Genomic DNA, 20,330 nt, shown 5'->3' on the forward strand with positions numbered 1-20,330 from the left:
ATGGTTCAAAAGTTTACATTTAATCATGATTTCGAAAAGCCCAAACCCGTAGATGAGAATGCTCCGAAATACAATGAGGATCAAGTGGGCGTGATACGAGAACTGGCTTATAACCAAGGCTTTGAAGCCGGTAAAGCTGAGCAGAGGCAAGCCATTGAGGCTGATCTGGCCGTTGCCCTAGGGAAGTTTGAAGCCCATCTCCTGGAGTTTATAAATGCTGAAACTGAAAAGCGTGGGGTGATCCATCACGAAGCAGCACAGTTAGCAAAGACGGTCGCCTTAAAAATCTGTTTAACAGACTCGGAAAAGAACTCTGTTGATCGGGTGGTGACGTGTATGGAAAAGGTAAACCAAGCTTTGCTGACGAAACCCGCGATGGCGATTAGTGTGAATCCTCAATTAAGCCAGTCACTCAGCGAGCGGATCAAAGACCTCATTGCCACGGGTAATATCCAAGTTAAAGCCGACGAAGCCTTAGGGCTGATGGATTGCCGGTTTACCTGGGCCACGGGCGGCGCAGAGGTTGTTTTAAGAAATACATTAAATGAGGTTGATCGCCTTATTAATGAAATAAGCTATACAGAGGAGGTTGAGCATGAACAATGACGAGAATTTATCGGGTACCTCGTCCCCAGAAACAGAGGCCCCAAATGAAGCAGAACGCCGGGCAGACTCAGATTTTAGTGAGCTTAAAGCTGAAGAGGCTCCGAGCCAAACTTTAGGCGATGTTAATGATTTTTCGGCAGTATATAACGTTCCCGTGCAAATTTCAGCGGTTTTAGGACGCGCCGTCATGCCTGTGAGCCAACTGTTGAAGTTAGGCCGAGGTGCTGTGGTCGAATTAGATCGACGTGTCGGTGAGTCGGTGGATATTTATGTCAATAACCGCTTAGTCGCCAGAGGTGAAGTTGTTATTGTCGATGAACGTCTTGGTATTACCATGACGGAAATCATTAAATCAGAAAGATAAAGAGGAGCCACCCTTATGCGTGTAATGATTATTAGTGCCTTTGATGGTCAAGTCAGTGAAGCAGCAAGATTAGCTACGGCAAAAGGTGCTAAGGTGACAATGACAGCAACAATAAGAGAAGCGCTGGAGATCTTGCGTAAAGGGCAAACAACCGACCTTTTATTTATTGATGTCCTTCATGACGTAGAATCACTGATCCGCCAGCTTAAAGCAGAGCATTTTAATATTCCTGTGGTAGCCTGTGGTATTCAAGCTGATCCGGAAAAAGCCGCCGCTGCGATTCGGGCGGGTGCCATTGATTATATACCTTTCCCCCCTGAAGCCTCAATGATTGCTGCCATCTTGTCGGCAATTACTACGCCCCATCATGAAATGATCGCTCGCGATCCCTCTATGCTTAGGTGGATCGAAATGGCTGACAAGGTGGCCGCCAGTGAAGCAAATATCCTCATTACGGGAGAGTCTGGTACCGGTAAAGAGGTAATGGCTCGCCATATTCATCTGAAATCGAACCGGTCTAAAAAACCTTTTATCTCCGTTAACTGTGCCGCTATACCGGAAAACCTTTTGGAGTCTGAATTGTTTGGCCATGAAAAAGGGGCCTTTACAGGGGCTGTTGCCCGTCGTATTGGTAAATTTGAAGAAGCCAATGGCGGCACCCTGCTGCTTGATGAAATCAGCGAAATGGACATCCGTCTCCAAGCCAAGCTATTAAGGGCCATTCAAGAACGGGTTATCGATAGAGTAGGGGGCACAGAACCGGTTAAGGTTGATATCCGTATTATCGCCACCTCTAACCGCGATCTGGTTCAGTCCTATAAAGAGGGAACTTTCCGAGAAGACTTATATTATCGTTTGAATGTTATCAATTTGCAGTTGCCACCACTGCGACAACGTCCAAAAGATGTTGAAGCTTTGGCCCAATTCTTCGTTGATAAATTTACGCAGCTCAATGGAGTGGGTAAGAAAACCTTTTCCTCTCTTGCTCGTCAAGCTTTACTAAGCCATCCCTGGCAAGGGAACGTCAGAGAGTTGGAGAACACTATTCACCGCGCTGTCTTGTTATCTTCAGGCGAACTGATTGAAGCAAGTGATCTGTTTGATCAGATCACGCAGGAATCGCTGCAAGTGGCAGCTCAGAATAATGTTGAGAAAGTCCTGTTGATTGGGCGCACTGTTGCCAGTGTTGAAAAAGAGTTAATTCTTAATACTTTGGCCCATTGTGCCGGCAACCGCACCCATGCAGCTAATATTTTAGGTATTTCCATCCGGACACTAAGAAATAAGCTGAAAGAATACGGGGAAACAATCGGCACTGATCAATCCGAACTGATGGGAGCATAAAGCATGGCCACTTCGTCCAGTGCACCGCAAGGATTCTCAATGGCTAGCATGACAGGGCGAACCGATATTGGTTTCGCCCTGGCTTTAATTGCAGTACTCATATTGTTATTTATGCCAGTCTCCACCATCTTGCTGGATATGTCGCTGGCTCTCTCCATCCTTTTCTCGATTATGATTTTATTTACGGCGCTGTTCATTGAGCGCCCTTTAGAATTCAGCTCTTTTCCCACGGTTTTATTAGTTTCCACCATGGTACGCTTGGCCTTAGATGTGGCAGCTACCCGGGTGATCTTAAGCCATGGCCATGAAGGAGCCCATTCGGCAGGGAGGGTGATTGAAGCCTTTGGCCGCTTCCTGATGGGCGGCAACTTTGTGATTGGTATTATCGTCTTTACCATTCTTATCATTGTTAACTTTGTAGTAATTACCAAAGGTTCAGGACGTATTGCCGAGGTTTCAGCTCGTTTTAGCTTAGATGCGATGCCTGGTAAACAGATGGCCGTTGATGCTGATTTAAGTGCGGGTTTAATTAACGAAGCTGAAGCAAAACGCCGTCGTAAACTTTTAGAAGATGAAAGTAACTTTTATGGATCAATGGATGGGGCGGCAAAGTTTGTGCGTGGTGACGCGATTGCCGGCTTGCTCATTACCTTTATCAATATCATTGGCGGACTCATTATCGGGGTCGGTCAAATGGATCTTAGCTTCACCGAGGCTTTAACAACTTATACCATCTTAACGGTTGGCGATGGCTTAGTTTCTCAGGTTCCTGCATTAATCGTTTCTACGGCTGCAGGTATGCTTGTTTCAAAAGCAGGTGTTGAAGGTTCAGCCGATAAAGCCTTAGTAGCACAATTAAGTGGTAATCCGACGGTGCTGGGATTAAGTGCATTTTTGATGATGGTGATGGCGTTAACGCCCGGTCTCCCTGGTCTACCCTTTTTTGTTTTGGCTTTAGGATGCGGCTTTGGGGCCTGGCGCGTCACTCAGACCCAGATTAAAGCCAAAGAGGAAGAAGCCGCCAATGAACTGGAAGCAGCAGCCGCTAAAGAAGAAGTGGCCATTGGCGAGGAACCTAAGATTATCCCAGGCCATATTGACCATTTGCGAATTGAGATTGGTTATGGTTTGCTAACCATTCTTAATGGCGATAAAGGCATTCGTTTGACAGATCAGATTAAAAGCCTGCGTAAGCAGCTTGCTCAAGAAGTTGGTTTTGTTCTGCCGTCAGTGCGGATCCAGGACAATATCCAAATTGGCGGAATGTCTTATTTGATCCGTGTTAAAGAACTGGAGGCCGGTCGCGGCGATCTCCGTCCTGACCATTACTTAGTGATGAATCCCAGTGGCGAAGATATCCGTGTTGATGGGGAAACCACGTTAGAGCCCACCTTTGGCTTACCCGCCCGTTGGATTACCGAAGATAAACGGCTCGAGGCAGAACGTCTGGGCTACACTGTTGTCGATGCTGCCACAGTATTAACCACCCATCTGACTGAAATTGTGAAGGATAACTTAGCCGAACTGTTAACCTATGTTGAAACGCAGAAAATGTTGGATGAGTTAGGCGACACTTATAAGAAACTTCTAAATGATCTGATTCCAACACAAATTAGTTTAGGGGGGATTCAGCGAATTCTTCAGAATCTCGTGAGTGAACGGGTTAGTATTCGTGACCTTGCCACTATTATTGAGGCAATTTCTGAAGGATGTGGTTACTCTCGTAATGTGTCTGTAATCACAGAGCATGTACGTCAGCGGCTTTCTCGCCAGATTACCCATAGTAATCTCGACGAAAATTATACGCTTAAAATTGTGCCATTAACGGTTAAATGGGATCAAGCCATGCAGGATGCCTTGGTGGGTGAAGGCGAGATCCGCCAGTTAGCATTGTCACCGAGCCAAATCCAAGAGTTTATCGCTGACTTTAAAACAACCTTTGATCGTATTGCCATGAGCGGTGAACAAGCAGTGCTGGTGGTTAATCCCACGTTGCGTCCCTATGTGCGCTCAATTGTTGCACGGGTACGGCCATCGATTATGGTTCTCGGGCAAAATGAAATCCACCCTTCTGCGCAAATCCAAAATGTTGGCCAAGTTTAAGGAATATAACTGCTAAGCAGGCCAATCCCCAAAGAGAAAATATAACTGGCAAGGGGTTTCAGCTCTTGCCATTACTTTATGATGGTTAATTACTATAAGTCGCGTGTCTTAAGTGATTTTAAAGGAATCCCGTATTGCAGGCTACGTTCATTTTTCCAGTCATGCAATTTGCACCGTTTTATGCAACAATAAGGCAAACCTTCATGAATCAAGGATGACAGTTATGACCGTTCATTTTGTTAGCCGTAACTCTTACAACCTCGCTTATGTGTTTCACTCCATCCCTAACCGACCGACAATTTTATTTTTACCCGGTTATTATTCGGATATGTCAGGCACCAAAGCTTTATTTTTAAAGCAGCAGGCCGCAGACAATGGTTATGGATTCTTAAGCCTGGATTACTCAGGCCATGGCCAGTCAGGAGGAGATTTTTTTAAAGGGACAATCTCATCATGGCTAGAGGATGTGATCGCCGTTATAGAGGTCACACAAGCCGATAATCTAATTGCTGTAGGGTCGAGTATGGGCGGCTGGTTAATGCTGCTCTTGGCGCTTAAAAAGCCGTCCCTTATCCGTCGCTTGGTCGGAATTGCTGCGGCTCCAGATTTTACAGAAGAATTAATCTGGCCGGTTTTATCAGCAGAGCAGAAACAAATCCTTCAAACTCAAGGCTCTTTAAGGGTGCCCAGTGACTACAATGATATCGGCACCCCGTTAAGCTATGGGTTAATAGAAGATGGCCGCCAGAACCTTTTACTAAGACAACCCATAGAATGCTCAGTGCCGATTCGACTGATCCATGGCACTGCCGATAAGGACGTGCCCTATCCATTCGCGTTGAAGCTGATGGATTTGTTAACCTCAACGGATGTACAAGTGCGATTGTTGAAAGATGCGGATCACCGCCTCAGTCAGCCAGAGCAGTTGAAGGTTATATGGCAAGAAGTGATTGGATAGAAAATCTGAGCAGAATAAATATATCCTGCTCACCAAGGCTTACTTGATAACGCTTAAGGTTTCAAAAGCAGCCACTTGGCCAGAGAAAATGACGGTTGTCTCTGGAAGCGTGTGGGTAGCATTTAAAGCAAATATAAAGGAAAAGGGGCGATTAACGTTAACGATCCTTTGCGGCTGGCGCGGGGCGGATTCATAACACATGCCCATAAATGTTGCTGCACTCCCTTTAAATCCATGCTGATCCCATTTAACAAGACATTTCTGCTTAAAAGCATTAACCACAACCGGATGCTCAAAGGCGGTGGTAAAGAAGTTCTGACCCCTAAAGAGAATCGGTAACTTGAGCTTTAGTTGATCCTTAAGATCATTCGTAGAGGCGATTTCTACCTTAGGCAGGATAACTTGGGCAAGGATTGTTCCTTGCTCTTTCAAACGATTAACTTCTCTATAAGTGATGGGGGTCACTGGATCTTGACGCTTTTTCGGACGCTTGATGAATAGGGAGAACGTATTTTGGCTGGTTGTCAGTTCAATAAGATGAGCTTGCTGCGTTTCCAGGAGCCTTATTTTCTCGGTACCAACAAAGCCTTGGACTGAGCGGCGTTGCTTGCCAATCTTGAAAACCATCTCCTTCTCATAAAACTCGCCGTGCCAATTAGCTTCAATGGAAAGAGTATTCAGTAACCCCAGACAAGTATCATCGTTAATGTCGTCTTCACTAACAAGGTCCTTTATTTCTCCTTTAGTGTCCTTGTCGACTTGGTTGTTAATGATTTGAGCAGCTTGGGAGGGTTGCTTAAAATCGACGACAATGTTCTGAGTACCCGTTTTTACGAGCTCAGTTATCGCTTCTGCATGGGCTGGCTCTGCTTTATCCGTATAAACATATATTCCAACTGATAGGTGTTCTCTCAAGTGATGGACTAAAGCGCCGAGGCTGGCGGCATCAACACTTGTGTGCGTATGGGAAGTGAGTTGGGTGAGTAAATCTTCCTCTTCGGGCGCAATGATAGAGCCTACCGCTTGCAAGGTGAGATTGGTGCCCAAAGCACAGATTGCTGTGCTTTCCTGGAGCGGGGTGCTTTGTTGAAGTTGAGCTGATGTTGTATATAATCCCCTCAAAAAATCGTCCCGAGCTTCACAGAGGACTGTGGACAGACCTAAAACGGTCATAAAGCGAAAAATTTTTATCACTTAAGTTTCTCCTGGGTAGGTTAGCGGCATTCTAGTTCATACCCCCAAGACTATTACATAAAATTTATCTAAAAATAAAATTAAAACTTTAGGTAAGTGCTATAAAAGTGTAAGAGTGAAACAGAGGCTTCTTTTGATTGTAAAGTACAACATCGGCAATCTTTACTCTGCGTGATTGCTCTGCAGAAACGTCTGAAATGTTAGCAGAAATAGCCCGAGATAGATTAGCTTGATGGGATCTGTACTAATATAAACCCAATAAATTAGAGATCTATGAAGGGAACATTAAAAAGGTGAGAGAGATGGGCCCTCACCATAATTATGAGCTGCTTATAAAATAGACTTCCTTGTTGATTCTTTAACTTGGTGTTCTAAGTAAAGCCCTGCTAATTTTGCTGCTGCAATCTTAAGGTTCAAATCAAGATTGCCTTGCTGGTGAAATTCAATAAGAAATTTAGTATCTCGCTTATTCACATTGATATGCGGCACATTAATAGTGATACCTGACTCTTGCCTCTGATTCTGAAGTGAGTGATAGAAGTTGAACCATAATCTCATATAATTGACTTTTTTGGGGTCTAGCTGCTGCAAGAATATATTACTAAAAGAAGTAGCCTCATTATCAAAAAATCTTTCGAGCTCGAACATGGCCGCAGTGTCGCTGCTCATTTCTTGGCGTTCTAGGCAATGTAACATCCCTCTTAGAAACTTCGCTGCAAGAGTATATTTGTCGGGGAGATTTCCAGACTCTATAACTGTGTTCAAATATACCACGGCTTGGCTATCAGTAATTTCAAGGGTGCGATTCATACATCTTAAGAATGCTTTTAAAAAATTAGCCATATGAAGAACAGAAGGATGAATCCTGTGTGCTCTAGATAATTTATCAAGATTATTGAACGCTCGAGCATCATGTTGCTGCATAAAAATATATATTTCTTCTATATAGCAAGCTGCTTGGCTTCGATAAGTCAACGGTAAGCTATAATCTTCTTTGGCTGCCTCGAAAGCGTCTAAATAATTCTTAGCTTCTGCTTTGTGGGTTAGCTGATAATAGTTCTCGACTCTCACCTTAAATTCTTCTGTAGAAGATGGAGAATAACCTAAAGGAATTCCGCCAGGATATTGTCCCCCTGAGAAGTCAGGCGCTATATAGGATGGCTGCAGGCGATAAGATGTCGCCATTCTATGTCGAGAGATAGGTGTAAATGTGCCACTTAAATGAGGCTGTTCTGGCCTCCCTAACAATAAATGGAGAGGCAACACATTGAGTGGTAAAGGACAATTTAAGGAGCGATTCTCAATATTTTCTTTATTGCTCTCGCTTAGGCTAGCTGGATTTGGTTGAGCAGAATCTTTAGGTGGTAAATCGACTGTTTCTTTATCTGGTTGAGCGGAAGCTTTTTTGTTAGGTCTTGCTTGCCTTTCTGAGGCAGGCGGCTTAGACCTAGCTTTTCTTTTGCGAGGGGTATAAGGGCGAGGTGTATAAGCAGGAGCCTGGAAAGATAAGGCGTCCGCTGGTAAGTTGGTTAAATCTACCAATACTTGCCCTTGTAAAAAAGAAGTCCTTTCAGGCTCTATATAGAGGTGTCCATTGTTATCTATGCTAGCTGCGATAGGCGTTGTTAGCTGAGGCGTAAAAGTAGTGTAGACGCCGTCGGCTAAGATTTCTTCTTGTTCAGAACAAAGCGCTGGAGAAAAGTGAAAAAATAAAGATAGGGTTAGCAAAGGAAGCAAGATATTTTTCGTTTTCATCGTAATGCTCACACTTAATAATTGTAATGATAAAATGGAATGAATCGTTTGGGTGCCAGGTAGACATGCTCATACCTCGCAATAAGTAATATTTATACCACTGCAAGGTGAAAATACTACAAAATTTTACTCAACTTTAAGTTGAATTTTTGTTAAGATTTTGTTTTTTATTGAATAATAGGAGAAGTGTGAGCCCTAAAATCTATAATGAGATTCAGTATAGCCTCAAAGAATTTCTCTGAGATTACAATTTTGGAAGTTAAGAGTTTGCCATTCTAAACCATGGATATCATAAACCGCTATTTGCGCGGTGCCCATTGTCCTGTCTCTGCCCGCAGCAGTACGAGCTAAGAACTGTGAAACGCCTGGATTGTGACCGATAATAAGGATATCTTGAGCGTGGACCGGAAGTAATCTGATTTCTTCTAAAATGTCTTCAGCAGGCGCATGATAAAGGCTGTCTAAGAACTGATAATTAATGCGGGGAGGAAGAATTTCCTCTAATCCGATGCAGGTTTGGCGCGTACGTAGGGCGGTCGAGCATAGGACATGCGTTACTTGATCAAAGAGGCCCAGGGCCCGAGTCAGAAGCTCGTCAATCTGTTTGCGCCCCTCAAAGGAAAGAGAGCGCTCTTTATCTTGCTTGCTGTGGGATGCTGCAGCATGACGCATGATATAAAGACGCTTCCAAGCCATTTTGGATGAAGAGGGAGGACGAGAAGGCATGCCCGAGTGCATATTATTCTTCCCCTAAAAGATTGCTCTAGTAATTAGGATAGCTTTTTATTGCTCAAAAACAAGTGCTGCCCAATCGCCAATAATATGTTGGTCTATTAAAGTGAAACCAACCTTTTCATAAGCCTGGCGCACCTCATTGAGCTGTCGAACCAATAATCCTGACAGCACCACGCGCCCTTTGGGAGTGATCGACTGGGCCATATCAGGTGCCATATCACACAAAGGGGCTGCTAAGATATTGGCGACAATTAAATCAAATGGGCCCTTGCTTTTTACAGCATTTCCATCAAATCCTTCATTACAAAGCGCAGTAATGGTGTCGGCGCAGTTGTTAATCTGAGCATTGGCTTGGGTCACGCGTACCGATTCGGGATCATTGTCAACGGCCAACACGGGCAGCTGCCAAAGTTTAGCAATAACCATGGCTAAAATACCCGAACCACATCCCATATCAAGCGGATGACGAGTTTGCCAGCCTTGAGCATGCATCTTTGTTAGGGCTTCAATGCATGCTGTTGTCGTTTCATGCTCGCCTGATCCAAATGCTGTGGCTGCATTAATTTCTAAGCCGATTAAGTCCACCGGAATATCAGTTTTAGAATGACTGCCATAAATAAAAAATTTACCGATCTGACGCGCGGGAAAGTTCTTCCAGGTTTGTTCTAACCAGTCGGTATCTGGGAGGTCACAGACCTCAATTTCAGGAACAGGCAAATGATGACTTTGGGCAGTCTCAGTAATTAATTCGCGTAAATTCTGGTGACTTGTCTCGTTATTTAAAGTGCATTCAAAAATCCAATGGTCGGTGTCTTCATCCACTTCATACCACGAGACGGCGAGGACAACTTCTGCTAAGACATCACCAAAGATAGGGGCAGCCTTAGAGGTTGTAGGGAAAGATAATTTATATAGTTTCATGACATTGTTGTACACTGGATCTGCTGGAAACTCAAGATTTTCAGCAGAAAGTCCTGTGAATTTTACGGCACGCTTTTAACGAGCCAAGGGTGCAAAAAAGTCTGATATTGTGCTTAAGATGTTTGAATTTTTTCTTTTTATAGGGGGTCTTATAATTTCACGGTCAACCTTTTAAGTTTGGATGTTTGGCTGCTGATTAGATGAAACAGCCATCAATAAAGATTCAACTTTTGATCCTAAAACTAGCTGCGTAATGGAGTCGGCCACCACAGGGGGGCTAAAATAGTATCCTTGCAGGTAATCAATTGACATTTGCTTGAGATAACCAACTGTTGACGGTCGCTCAATCCCCTCTGCCACCACTTCAAGATCTAACTTATGGGCCATAGCAACGATGGCGGATACAATCGCTTGAGAATCCTTCTGGGTCTCAATATTAGTAATAAAGCTTCGCTCAATTTTAATTTTATTAAGAGGAAAACGTTGTAGATAGGTTAAGCTGGAGTAGCCAGTACCAAAATCATCAAGTGAGATTCGGATTCCCAAGGATCTTAATTTAGCCAGAGATTCAGTAATGTGGGGACTCTGTTCTAAAAGAATGGACTCAGTAAGTTCGAGTTCAATTTTAGCTGGATTAAGCTTATTTTCTGAGATTACATGGCAAAACTTGTCTAAGAAGTCAGGATTCTTCAATTGGATGCTGGAAACATTCATTGAAACAAACAAATCAATTTTTAATTTTTCCCATTCTAAAAGTTGATCCTTGACCGTATTAATGATCCATTCGCCAATGGGGATAATCAGCCCACTTCTTTCGGCAATGGGAATGAATTCGGCAGGAGAGATACTCCCAAGCTGAGAGTTTGTCCAGCGGAGTAAAGCTTCAACACCGACGAGTTTTCCGGCGCGCAAATCCACAATGGGCTGATAATGGAGCTGGAATTCATTTTCCAAGAGCGCAGCTTTAAGCTGATTTTCTATCTCAGCTTGCTTCATGTTCTCTTGTTCCATTCCATCAATGTAAAAACAGTAACTTCCCAGTCCTGAGTCTTTAGCGTGACGCAGCGCCGATTCCGCGCATTTCAAGAGATTGGTAGGGTTTTCTTCCGCCAATGACGATAAAGCAATGCCCATACTACAATCAATTTTAAGTTCGTGGTCCGCAAAGCAGAAGGGAAAACTGAAATCCTTTTTGATACGTTGAGCAATTTCGAGAAGTTCATCCTTATGTTGCACATTTTCAATGACAATAATAAATTCATCGGCACCTAAGCGATACAGGGTATCATTCTCGCGAATGCTGCTCCTGAGGCGAGCCGTAATTCCCTGGAGTACCCCGTCACCCACCCCGTGTCCGAGGGTATCATTGATATATTTAAATCGATCGACATTGCAATGGATGACACCGACATCCCTGTTATTGTGGTGCGAGGATATTAGGGCTTCTGTTAACCGATCAGTTAACAGGGTCCGGTTAGGTAGTCCAGTTAAGTAATCATGGGTTAACTCGTATGACAGCTCTTTGTTATCAGTTTTTTTTGACTGATATCAAGAGTGGTGACAATGATTCCCATCGATTCATTGTTGTGGCTGTAATCGCGCACACTAAGCGCATAAGTTTTTCCATTTGTGAGCGTGATCTCTGGAGTTATTCCTGAGTGCGATAAAAGCGCGTCATCGAATATTTCCTTATTAGAGGTAAGGTGTTTGGTATGCTCATTGAGTTGAGCTAAAGTCATCTTTTGGCTTAACTGGGCCGGAATAAGCCACATGTTAATAAATTTTTGGTTGCAAGCAAGGATTTCCTTCGTCGGGCTTAGCATTAAGATTCCTTCTTGCGAAGAGTCAAGGGTGGCACGCGCTAATAACAGCGCTTGGCTCAACTTTGTGGTCTTTTCATCAACAATTTGTTCCATTTGTTGCGCATATCTCTTGATCTCTCTGGTCATAGTCCATTTCGATAAAAGGGCACTGATCAGCTGTTTTACCTCAATGTAATCAAAAGGCTTCCTTAGGATTAGCAACCGATCAGTTAAGCCTAAGATATTAACAATTTTGAGATAGGCATAATAGGAGCTATCAGAACAGATGACAATTTGAATATCAGGATCTGACTCCCAGATAACTTTGATGGTCTTGATGGCATCCCAGCCCCGCGACATTTGAATATCGATCAGCACCAAGGCATAAGGGTCGCCTGCTTTATAAGCCTTGATAATTTGCCGTGCCCCTTGAGACTCTGAATAGGCAGAATCTATTTCTAGGGACGCGTTGATTTGCTCAGGTATCTTTGAGTCGGGGATCTCTGTTAAGTGCATTCCGGCCGGGTCATGCGGGTAATGGCTGAGAATTTTACGGAAACTCTCATGATTTTTAGAGTTATAATCAATCATAATGAGTTTAAATTTCAATTTATGGGACATGCTCTTCTCCAACTATCTCATTAGATCGCATATAATGTTTGAGAGATTTCAGACGCCTATGGAAAATAACAGTACTAATCATCGTCTGGTCTATACCGTTAGGGTCATTTCCATTAAAATTATTCATTCCGTTGTCCCTCAATTTAATTATTCGCCTCATCAGTCTTTTCAAAATGAGCTTTAGAGTATTTAACAGCTTAGAGTTATAGTAAGCTGATGAAACTTATTTCTTTCTTAAAAATGTTTCAAAAATATCTAAAGATGATTTCCTTCCGATGGCGTCTTTGTTATCAATGAGCCAAGACTCAGCTGCTTGACGCCCAATATCTTTAAGATGTAGGAAAAAATCCCAACTTGTATTGAGCTTGCTTGAAGCATTTAAGTCCAACATTCCTTGGCAATCTGTGATCATATGCATTTTAATGTCCTTGTAGTCCTGGGCGTCGAGTTTACCCCGAGCAATAAGCCGACTGACAAAGTTTATAGCTCGCATTTCAGCAATAAGGCTGGAGTTAAACGTGATCTCATTTAAACGGTTGAAAATATCGTTGGCAGTGTGCGGAATTTGTTGACGATAAAGAGGATTGATCTGCACTAAGATGATATCAGGGCTGTGGGTGTTATAAATTAGTGGCCATAAGACAGGATTTCCCATATAGCCCCCATCCCAATAATAATCATCATCAATTTTAACGGCTTGAAAGATAAAAGGAATACACGCTGAAGCCAGAAGGCTATCTAAGGTGATCTCTCCTTGCTTGAATATCCGAGGTTGACCTGATCTAACCGACGTGGCCGCGACAAAGAGCTGAACGTCGGACTTGGCGAGTAAATCAAAGTCGATGGTCTTTTCCAGAACCCATCTCAGGGGATTTAAGTTTAATGGATTTAGTTGATAGGGGGAGAGGAGGCGGCTCAACAATTCGTGATAAGTATAACTTAAAGACCAGTCTAAATTCCAAGGGTTATCTAATTTTTCAGCGGGCGTCGGACGAATTGGGTTGAAGACGTTTCCCAGAAGGCTTATCTCCCACCAGAATGATTGGAGCGTTTCTTTTGCCTTTTCTTGTTTGCCTAAAGCATATCCATAAGCGAGCACAACAGCATTCATGGCCCCCGCACTGGTGCCGCTGATACCTTCAATTTCTACATCTTCTTCTTCTAGCAACCGGTCCAAGACTCCCCAGGTGAAAGCGCCATGGGCACCGCCACCTTGAAGGGCTAAGTTGACCTTGCTCGTCCTTTTTGATGCCATTTCAGACAATCGCCCAAGCCTTCTCTATAGGACGGGTATAGCAGATCATCCTTTAATATTTTCTTAATTAGCGTGTTTTTAATTCGCTTATTCTCTGAAAAGAAGTCTTGCATCATTGCAGACAGCGGAACTGATTCCCAGATATGCACTGGAGCTGGCGGTAAACTGAGAAGTTTATAAGCATATAAATAGACTTCGACGAGGGCCGCAGGGCAGTCGTCAGCAAGATTGGCCAGTTTAGGCTGAATCGTCGTGCTGGCTAAGATGACGCGGCAAATATCATCCACGTGAATGCGATTAAAGACATGGCCTGGCTTCTCAATAAGTTGAGCCTTATTATTTAGGATGGACTCAATCGCTGAACGACCGGGCCCATAAATACCTGAAAGCCGTAATATGCTTAAGGGGAAACCTAACTGTTGCCAATGCTGCTCTGCTGTTAGACGATAATGACCACGGGGCGAACAGGGCATGGCAGGTGTATTCTCATCAATCCAGTTGCCGTGGTGATCTCCATAAACACTCGTGGCTGAAAGATAACCTATCCATTTAATAGGCTTGGCTCTGTTTTTAAAATAAGAACTATAATGCCGTAATGTAATATCTCCTTCAGCATCTGGCGGAATCGAGATAAGGAAATTATCAAATTGATCAAGGATAGGGTAAGGAATATTGGCGAACGGGAAGAGGGATTCTTGCTGTAAGGGCTTGCGGGTGCAGCCGGCAGTTTTCGTCACGGACGGTAAGAGGTGATCTAACCGTTGGGCCACATAGCCATAACCAAAGAAAAATAGATTTGCGGGTGTCATGCTTGATTCATAAGAGGGTGGGGGAAATAGTGGTGGGAAAGAGGTAAAATAATTAACATCCCGGTTGGGTAAAAATACTCCTCATCGAGATGTTAATATCAGCTTGCTTTTATAAGCGTATAAAGCTCTCTAAGCGCTTTATAGTTTCTTCTTTACCTAGCACGGCCATCACTTCAAAAACACTGGGCGAGACTGTGCTGCCTGTTAAAGCCACACGTAAAGGTTGAGCAATATTACCTAGTTTCTCCCCCAAGCGTTCAGCGGTTTCGCGAACCTTTGCATCCAAATCCTGCTCTGTAAAGCTAGCCAACGTTTTCATATCCTGTATCACCGCCTCGACAAGCCTCTGGTTAGGTTCTGAGATAAACTTTTGCGCTTTTTCATCAGCTTCAGCGACACGGATATAAATAAGGGAGTTGTCGGCCAATTCGAGCACAGTTTTTGCTCTTTGCTTTAAACCATTCATTCCTTGCGAAATTCGCTCAATTTCAGCTGGTGTTAATTTTACGCCCAACTTTTCTTCAATCAACGGTTGGCAAAGTTGCAGCAAGCGCCCATTGTCAGCCTCACGCATATAGTGAGCATTTAAATTAGTGAGCTTGGCTAGATCAAAGCGTGCTGGTGAGCGGCCGATGGCATCAATATTAAACCACTCAATGGCCTGTTCGCGACTAATAATTTCATCGTCGCCATGGCTCCAGCCGAGTCGTAGAAGATAGTTGCACATGGCTTCCGGTAAAAAGCCCAGTGCCCGGTAGCTTTCTGCCCCTAAGGCTCCATGGCGTTTCGACAACTTAGCACCGTCAGGGCCGTGAATTAAAGGAATGTGAGCGAACGCGGGAACATCCCAGCCGCAAGCCTGGTATAAATGATATTGGCGAAACGCATTTGTTAAATGGTCATCGCCGCGAATAATGTGGGTAATATTCATATCGTGATCATCTACTACCACTGAGAGCATATAAGTGGGGGTGCCATCAGCACGCAATAAAACCATGTCGTCCAGCTGTGTATTTTGTAAAGTTACCGGCCCTTGAACCAGGTCGTCGATATGAGTCTCCCCCGTTTGCGGCGCTTTAAAGCGGATTACAGGAGCAACTCCGGCGGGTGCCTGAGCAGCATCACGGTCACGCCAATAGCCGTTATAGCGAGGCGGTAAATTATTCGCCTTTGCTTCTTCACGCATTTTTTCTAGTTCTTCTGGCGAGCAATAGCAATAATATGCTTTGCCTTCTTCAAGAAGCTTTCTGGCTACAGCTGCATGTCGTTCAGCGCGCGCAAATTGGTAAACAATTTCTTCATCCCAATCTAATTGTAACCATTTCATACTATCAATAATGGTGTCGACAGCTTCCTGAGTAGAGCGGGCTCGGTCTGTATCTTCAATGCGAAGTAAGAACCTACCGCCCTGATGTTTGGCAAATAAGTAATTAAATAGAGCAGTTCGGGCGCCACCAATATGAAGATAACCCGTCGGAGAGGGCGCAAAGCGCGTAATTACAGTCATTAGTATAGCTTTAATAATCAGTTAAATATGGATTGAAAGTAGCTGAAATTTACAGTTTTTTCTAGTAGCGAATCAGGGAAGCCATAAAGAGCGGGATTTTTAGCCTTAAAAATAAGCTTGCTCAGTCTTGTTATGCTTAAATCAGGCACATTTTTCCCGTTTTGCCCGTCTTTTTTAGAGGTTATAGTTTCTGCAAGATTTGAATGTTGGTAAGGGCTAACGACCCTCTAAGACAGAGGGCAAGTTAGTTAACCTCTAAACACTATTTACAGTCGTCTTTCAAGAAACGCTGTCACATCCATGAGGCTAAAATGATAAAGAGCATAGCGGCTGTTATAACTATTTTAATTACAGGGTGGAGTACCGCCAGTGAGCAGAGTCACAATATGGGTTGGGAGGAAGTCTCGACAGTTGTTCAAGCCCCCTCTTACCAGTTTAATGGTGTGTTGCTGGTTAAGAAGAATGAAGCGGTTTTATTTAGTCTAGAGTCTGGTTCTGCCGATAAAGAAGGTTTAACCTCTTTAACATTAGAAAATAAATTTATTGCCGGTTCGATCACGAAGCAGATGGTCGCTGCTCTGGCATTAAAACAGGTTGAAGAGGGTAGATTAGATCTTCATAAACCCATCACAGATTATGGTGTCACAGCAAGCACCCCCGGGTCAAAAGCGATCACTTGCCATCACCTCCTGAGCCATAGAGCCGCATTTGATTCTAAGGGGAAGCTCGTCAGTGATCCTGATCAACAATTTTCATACAGCAATTATGGCTACCATTTAGTCGGGAACGTTTTAGAAAAAGTTATGAATCAGCCGCTGCAAGAGAATTTGAATAAATTGTTTGCAGAGATAGGGATGTCAGACACAAGCTATTATGCGGGTGACGAGCTGTCGTCTTTGCGCGCAGTTAATGGTTTAGTTCCAGGATATATGAGAGTTTACGGCACCAACTATTGGCTGCCAAAGCAGCATCCTTTCCAGGCTGTTAGGCCGTTTCCTTACTTATATCCTGCCTCCGCTGGCGTCATCACCACCGTCTCAGATCTGCATCGCTGGAATCAAGCTCTGTTTCAGGGGAAAATTGTTAATCAAGCTTCCTTACACCTCATGACCACGCCTTATTCTACCAATGATGATCATTATTTGTCGGGAAGGGTGGGATACGGTTATGGTATTCAAATTTCCGACACGCCCTTGGGGCAAGAATTCTCCCATGCAGGCTATGTCTATGGTTATATGGGTTTGAACTGTTATTATCCAGAAAAGAACCTGTCGCTTATTATATTGCAGAATGTTAGCGAGCCCGTGCTGAAGGATAATATGGAATGGCGGAAATACTGCTTTAGAGCCTTTCTTGCCGTTCGGCGTAAACTCTTTGATGCGCTAACCGTAAAGTAAGGAGAGGCTTATAAACTCGTGCTGCTTTAAGGATTAACTGAGTTGTTCAATTAACTGCTGGATCTGTTCCTCACTTAAATCATTAATGCGTAGCTTTTTATCTGTCTTATCAAAAAGACCATTTAGTTTACAGATTAACTCAATGGCGCGCAGGGCGAGACGATGATTGCCTTCGCGCTGGGCAGCTTGCAGAATTTCATGCAGATGGGCATAAACTTGGGAAGGGGACATAACTAGCTCCAATCTTTATTAAGCTATTATAAATAAAAACATAATTGGTTTTAAAAGGTTTAGATCGGGCTAAAATTTTAGGTCAATTTTTATCCGTTATTTTTGTTTGCGCCCTATTGACAGCTTTTTAAAGATATGCGATAAAGTTAGCACTCCCTTAGTGAGAGTGCTGATAGCAAAACAAAGGAGATATGAATAATGAAGTTCAGACCATTACATGATCGTGTGCTTGTGAAGCGGATTGAATCCGAAGAAAAAACTAAATCTGGTATTATTATCCCCGATACAGCAAAAGAAAAGCCTCAAGAAGGTGAGGTTATCGCTGTTGGTTCTGGTCTGCGTAAAGAAGATGGAGCAGTTGTTCCTCTGGATGTAAAAGTTGGTGATCGGATCCTATTTGGCAAATGGTCCGGCACGGAGATAAAAATTGAGGGCAATGAATTCTTGGTGATGAAAGAATCCGATATAATGGGAATTCTAGCTGCCTAAACTTTGGGAGCCGAGTGGGGATAGCCTCTCCATTAAAGCTGATGGAGCGCATAGTTATTTATACTTGGCCCTTAAAGAAGTTATTAAGAAATTTTATGATTAAAGAGGTTTTATAATGGCTGTAAAAGAAGTACGATTTTCTGCTGATGCCCGTGAACGTATGCTCCGCGGCGTTGATATTCTGGCCGATGCAGTAAAGGTAACATTGGGACCAAAAGGCCGTAACGTGGTGATTGAAAAATCATTTGGTGCGCCTCGAATTACTAAAGACGGTGTCTCTGTTGCCAAAGAAGTTGAACTGTCTGACAAGTTTGAAAACATGGGTGCACAGATGCTGCGTGAAGTGGCCTCAAAGACATCCGATCTAGCCGGTGATGGTACCACCACCGCGACAGTTTTGGCTCAAGCAATTGTCCGTGAAGGTGTAAAAGCCGTTGCGGCCGGGATGAATCCAATGGATCTGCGTCGTGGTATTGATATCGCAGTTGATGCCGTGGTTGAAGACTTAAAGTCACGCGCTAAAAAAGTTTCTACGTCTGAAGAAATTGCCCAAGTTGGCACCATTTCTGCCAATGGTGAAACTGAAATTGGTGAAATGTTAGCAAAGGCTGTCGAAAAAGTCGGTAAAGAAGGCGTTATCACTATCGAAGAAGCCAAATCTCTGCACACTGAGTTAGATGTTGTAGAAGGTATGCAATTCGATCGCGGTTATATTAGTCCATACTTTGTCACCAATCCTGAAAAGATGATCTGTGAACTCGACAATCCATTCATTCTTATCCATGAGAAGAAGCTGTCTGGTCTGCAAGCGATGTTGCCTGTATTAGAAGCTGTGGTTCAGTCCGGTCGTCCGTTGATGATTATTGCTGAAGATGTCGAAGGTGAAGCCTTGGCAACCTTGGTTGTTAACAAGCTGCGCGGTGGCCTAAAGGTTGCGGCTGTAAAGGCTCCTGGATTTGGTGATCGTCGGAAATCAATGTTAGAAGATATTGCCGTTCTAACCGGTGGTACCGTTATCTCTGAAGATGTCGGCATCAAGCTTGAAAATGTTACCATGGAGATGCTGGGAACAGCTCGCAAAGTTACAATCAGCAAAGATGATACAACCTTGGTTGATGGTGCCGGTCATAAGGACGAAATTGCGGCTCGTTGCAATCAGATTCGCGCTCAAATTGAAGAATCTTCTTCCGATTATGACCGTGAAAAATTGCAAGAACGCTTGGCAAAGCTTAGTGGTGGTGTTGCTGTTATCCGTGTGGGTGGAGTAACTGAGCTCGAAGTTAAAGAGCGCAAAGACCGTGTTGAGGATGCAATGCATGCAACTCGCGCTGCTGTGGAAGAAGGTATCGTCCCTGGTGGTGGTGTTGCGTTGCTGTACGCTTTAAAGAAGCTAGAGTCTGTTAAAGTTTCTAACAATGACCAAGAAGTTGGTGTTAAAATTGTTCGCCAAGCTCTATCTGCTCCATGCCGTCAGATTGCCTTTAACGCTGGTAAAGATGGTTCCATCATTGTTGGTAAGATTACCGATGCTGATGACGTGAACTATGGTTATGATGCTCAAAATGATAACTTTGGTAACATGTTTGAATTCGGTGTTATTGATCCAGTTAAAGTGGTTCGCACAGCCTTACAAGATGCAGCTTCTGTTGCCAGCTTGCTGATTACCACTGAAGCGATGATCGCTGAAAAGCCTGAACCAAAAGCTGCTGCTGCTGCGCCTGGAATGGGTGGTATGGGCGGTATGGGTGGTATGGGAATGGATTACTAATCCAAGCCATCTTCATAATGCTATCAAGAAAGGTACCTTCGGGTACCTTTTTTATAAAGTTGTATTGAGGAAGAGTTTTAGTGCCTTAACGGCTTGTCTCCATAAATCAGTTGTATGTGTAATTAAGGATGTCCATTCTTTTTATAAATGCTGCTAAATAGGCCTGTGTAATACATCAAGATCTTTTAAGGAAGGAGTCGCAGTTAATTGCTTTCTATACGCTAAGGCTTTCAAAGACAAAGGAATTCACTTAATGGCCCTATGCAAGAAGAATAGAAAGAATAAGAGTCAAGAGGCGTGAACTTTGATAGGATATAAACAAGTGGTAGATTGTCGAGCGCTGCTAGGCTGGGATGAAATCAGCTCGCCTATTGCTGATTAGATTTGATAAAAATATCAGTGTTTTTCAAGCCTTTTTCTCTCTTTTAATCCGTTACTATTTATAGAACGCTCACCTTCTGAGTCTTTAGG

At 43.6% G+C, this 20,330-nt stretch carries 19 protein-coding genes; 9 read left to right on the forward strand and 10 right to left on the reverse strand.

The window, feature by feature from the left end; all coding sequences use genetic code 11:
• From HMO_RS0105145 to HMO_RS0105165, 5 genes are all read left to right on the forward strand, one after another.
• Positions 1-606 carry a FliH/SctL family protein gene (locus HMO_RS0105145; RefSeq protein WP_010299585.1) on the forward strand — a complete coding sequence of 202 codons (606 nt, stop codon included), beginning with the start codon at positions 1-3 and terminating at the stop codon, positions 604-606.
• Positions 596-970, forward strand: a complete 375-nt coding sequence (gene fliN / locus HMO_RS13845) for a flagellar motor switch protein FliN (protein WP_010299586.1) — start codon at positions 596-598, stop codon at positions 968-970. The genes HMO_RS0105145 and fliN overlap by 11 nt, the downstream gene beginning before the upstream one ends.
• Before the next feature lie 15 nt (positions 971-985).
• Complete coding sequence (locus HMO_RS0105155) at positions 986-2,314, forward strand: sigma-54 dependent transcriptional regulator (protein ID WP_010299605.1); 1,329 nt, start codon at positions 986-988, stop codon at positions 2,312-2,314.
• Between the two features lie 3 nt (positions 2,315-2,317).
• The gene (flhA, locus tag HMO_RS0105160; protein ID WP_033444501.1) at positions 2,318-4,417 is read left to right on the forward strand and encodes a flagellar biosynthesis protein FlhA; all 2,100 of its coding nucleotides are present in this window, start codon (positions 2,318-2,320) and stop codon (positions 4,415-4,417) included.
• A 223-nt stretch (positions 4,418-4,640) separates the two neighbouring features.
• Positions 4,641-5,375 (forward strand): alpha/beta hydrolase, encoded by a 735-nt coding sequence (locus HMO_RS0105165; protein ID WP_010299616.1) that lies wholly within the window; start codon positions 4,641-4,643, stop codon positions 5,373-5,375.
• 39 nt (positions 5,376-5,414) lie between these two features.
• Here the strand turns inward: HMO_RS0105165 and HMO_RS0105170 are convergent, their stop codons facing one another.
• The 6 genes from HMO_RS0105170 to HMO_RS15495 form a co-directional block, all read right to left on the reverse strand.
• Complete coding sequence (locus HMO_RS0105170) at positions 5,415-6,569, reverse strand: serpin family protein (protein ID WP_010299619.1); 1,155 nt, start codon at positions 6,567-6,569, stop codon at positions 5,415-5,417.
• A 330-nt stretch (positions 6,570-6,899) separates the two neighbouring features.
• Positions 6,900-8,324, reverse strand: a complete 1,425-nt coding sequence (locus HMO_RS0105175; protein ID WP_010299622.1) for a hypothetical protein — start codon at positions 8,322-8,324, stop codon at positions 6,900-6,902.
• Positions 8,325-8,549: 225 nt separating this feature from the next.
• Entirely contained in the window at positions 8,550-9,062 is a 513-nt protein-coding gene (locus tag HMO_RS0105180; RefSeq protein ID WP_010299625.1) for a SixA phosphatase family protein, read from the reverse strand.
• 45 nt (positions 9,063-9,107) lie between these two features.
• Positions 9,108-9,995 carry a 50S ribosomal protein L11 methyltransferase gene (locus HMO_RS13850; RefSeq protein ID WP_139016833.1) on the reverse strand — a complete coding sequence of 296 codons (888 nt, stop codon included), beginning with the start codon at positions 9,993-9,995 and terminating at the stop codon, positions 9,108-9,110.
• Positions 9,996-10,151: 156 nt separating this feature from the next.
• Positions 10,152-11,498 carry a putative bifunctional diguanylate cyclase/phosphodiesterase gene (locus HMO_RS15195; RefSeq protein ID WP_280956247.1) on the reverse strand — a complete coding sequence of 449 codons (1,347 nt, stop codon included), beginning with the start codon at positions 11,496-11,498 and terminating at the stop codon, positions 10,152-10,154.
• Complete coding sequence (locus HMO_RS15495) at positions 11,483-12,403, reverse strand: response regulator (RefSeq protein WP_010299631.1); 921 nt, start codon at positions 12,401-12,403, stop codon at positions 11,483-11,485. Before HMO_RS15495 ends, HMO_RS15195 begins: the two co-directional genes overlap by 16 nt.
• Positions 12,404-12,437: 34 nt before the next feature.
• On the opposite strand from HMO_RS15495, the gene HMO_RS16990 reads away from it, so the two are divergent.
• Complete coding sequence (locus HMO_RS16990) at positions 12,438-12,587, forward strand: hypothetical protein (RefSeq protein ID WP_175282089.1); 150 nt, start codon at positions 12,438-12,440, stop codon at positions 12,585-12,587.
• Between the two features lie 39 nt (positions 12,588-12,626).
• Here the strand turns inward: HMO_RS16990 and HMO_RS0105205 are convergent, their stop codons facing one another.
• From HMO_RS0105205 to gltX, 3 genes are all read right to left on the reverse strand, one after another.
• Positions 12,627-13,658 carry a patatin-like phospholipase family protein gene (locus HMO_RS0105205; RefSeq protein ID WP_010299635.1) on the reverse strand — a complete coding sequence of 344 codons (1,032 nt, stop codon included), beginning with the start codon at positions 13,656-13,658 and terminating at the stop codon, positions 12,627-12,629.
• Complete coding sequence (locus HMO_RS0105210; RefSeq protein WP_010299637.1) at positions 13,625-14,467, reverse strand: SDR family oxidoreductase; 843 nt, start codon at positions 14,465-14,467, stop codon at positions 13,625-13,627. Before HMO_RS0105210 ends, HMO_RS0105205 begins: the two co-directional genes overlap by 34 nt.
• Positions 14,468-14,576: 109 nt before the next feature.
• The gene (gene gltX / locus HMO_RS0105215; protein WP_010299647.1) at positions 14,577-15,974 is read right to left on the reverse strand and encodes a glutamate--tRNA ligase; all 1,398 of its coding nucleotides are present in this window, start codon (positions 15,972-15,974) and stop codon (positions 14,577-14,579) included.
• Positions 15,975-16,285: 311 nt separating this feature from the next.
• Here gltX and HMO_RS0105220 point away from each other — a divergent pair, with 311 nt between their 5' ends.
• Positions 16,286-17,371: a serine hydrolase domain-containing protein gene (locus tag HMO_RS0105220; RefSeq protein ID WP_010299650.1), complete on the forward strand. Its 1,086-nt coding sequence runs from the start codon at positions 16,286-16,288 to the stop codon at positions 17,369-17,371.
• A gap of 33 nt (positions 17,372-17,404) precedes the next feature.
• On the opposite strand, the gene HMO_RS0105225 is transcribed toward HMO_RS0105220, so the two are convergent.
• Positions 17,405-17,602, reverse strand: coding sequence for a hypothetical protein (locus HMO_RS0105225; protein WP_010299653.1), 198 nt, complete (start codon positions 17,600-17,602; stop codon positions 17,405-17,407).
• 198 nt (positions 17,603-17,800) lie between these two features.
• On the opposite strand from HMO_RS0105225, the gene groES reads away from it, so the two are divergent.
• On the forward strand, positions 17,801-18,091 hold the full coding sequence (groES, locus tag HMO_RS0105230) for a co-chaperone GroES (RefSeq protein ID WP_010299654.1): 291 nt from the start codon (positions 17,801-17,803) through the stop codon (positions 18,089-18,091).
• A gap of 115 nt (positions 18,092-18,206) precedes the next feature.
• Positions 18,207-19,859, forward strand: coding sequence for a chaperonin GroEL (gene groL / locus HMO_RS0105235; protein ID WP_010299656.1), 1,653 nt, complete (start codon positions 18,207-18,209; stop codon positions 19,857-19,859).
• The last annotated feature ends 471 nt before the right edge of the window (positions 19,860-20,330 follow it).

Origin of the sequence: Candidatus Odyssella thessalonicensis L13 (assembly GCF_000190415.1) — a bacterium.
GTDB classification, from domain to species: Bacteria; Pseudomonadota; Alphaproteobacteria; order Paracaedibacterales; family Paracaedibacteraceae; genus Paracaedibacter; species Paracaedibacter thessalonicensis.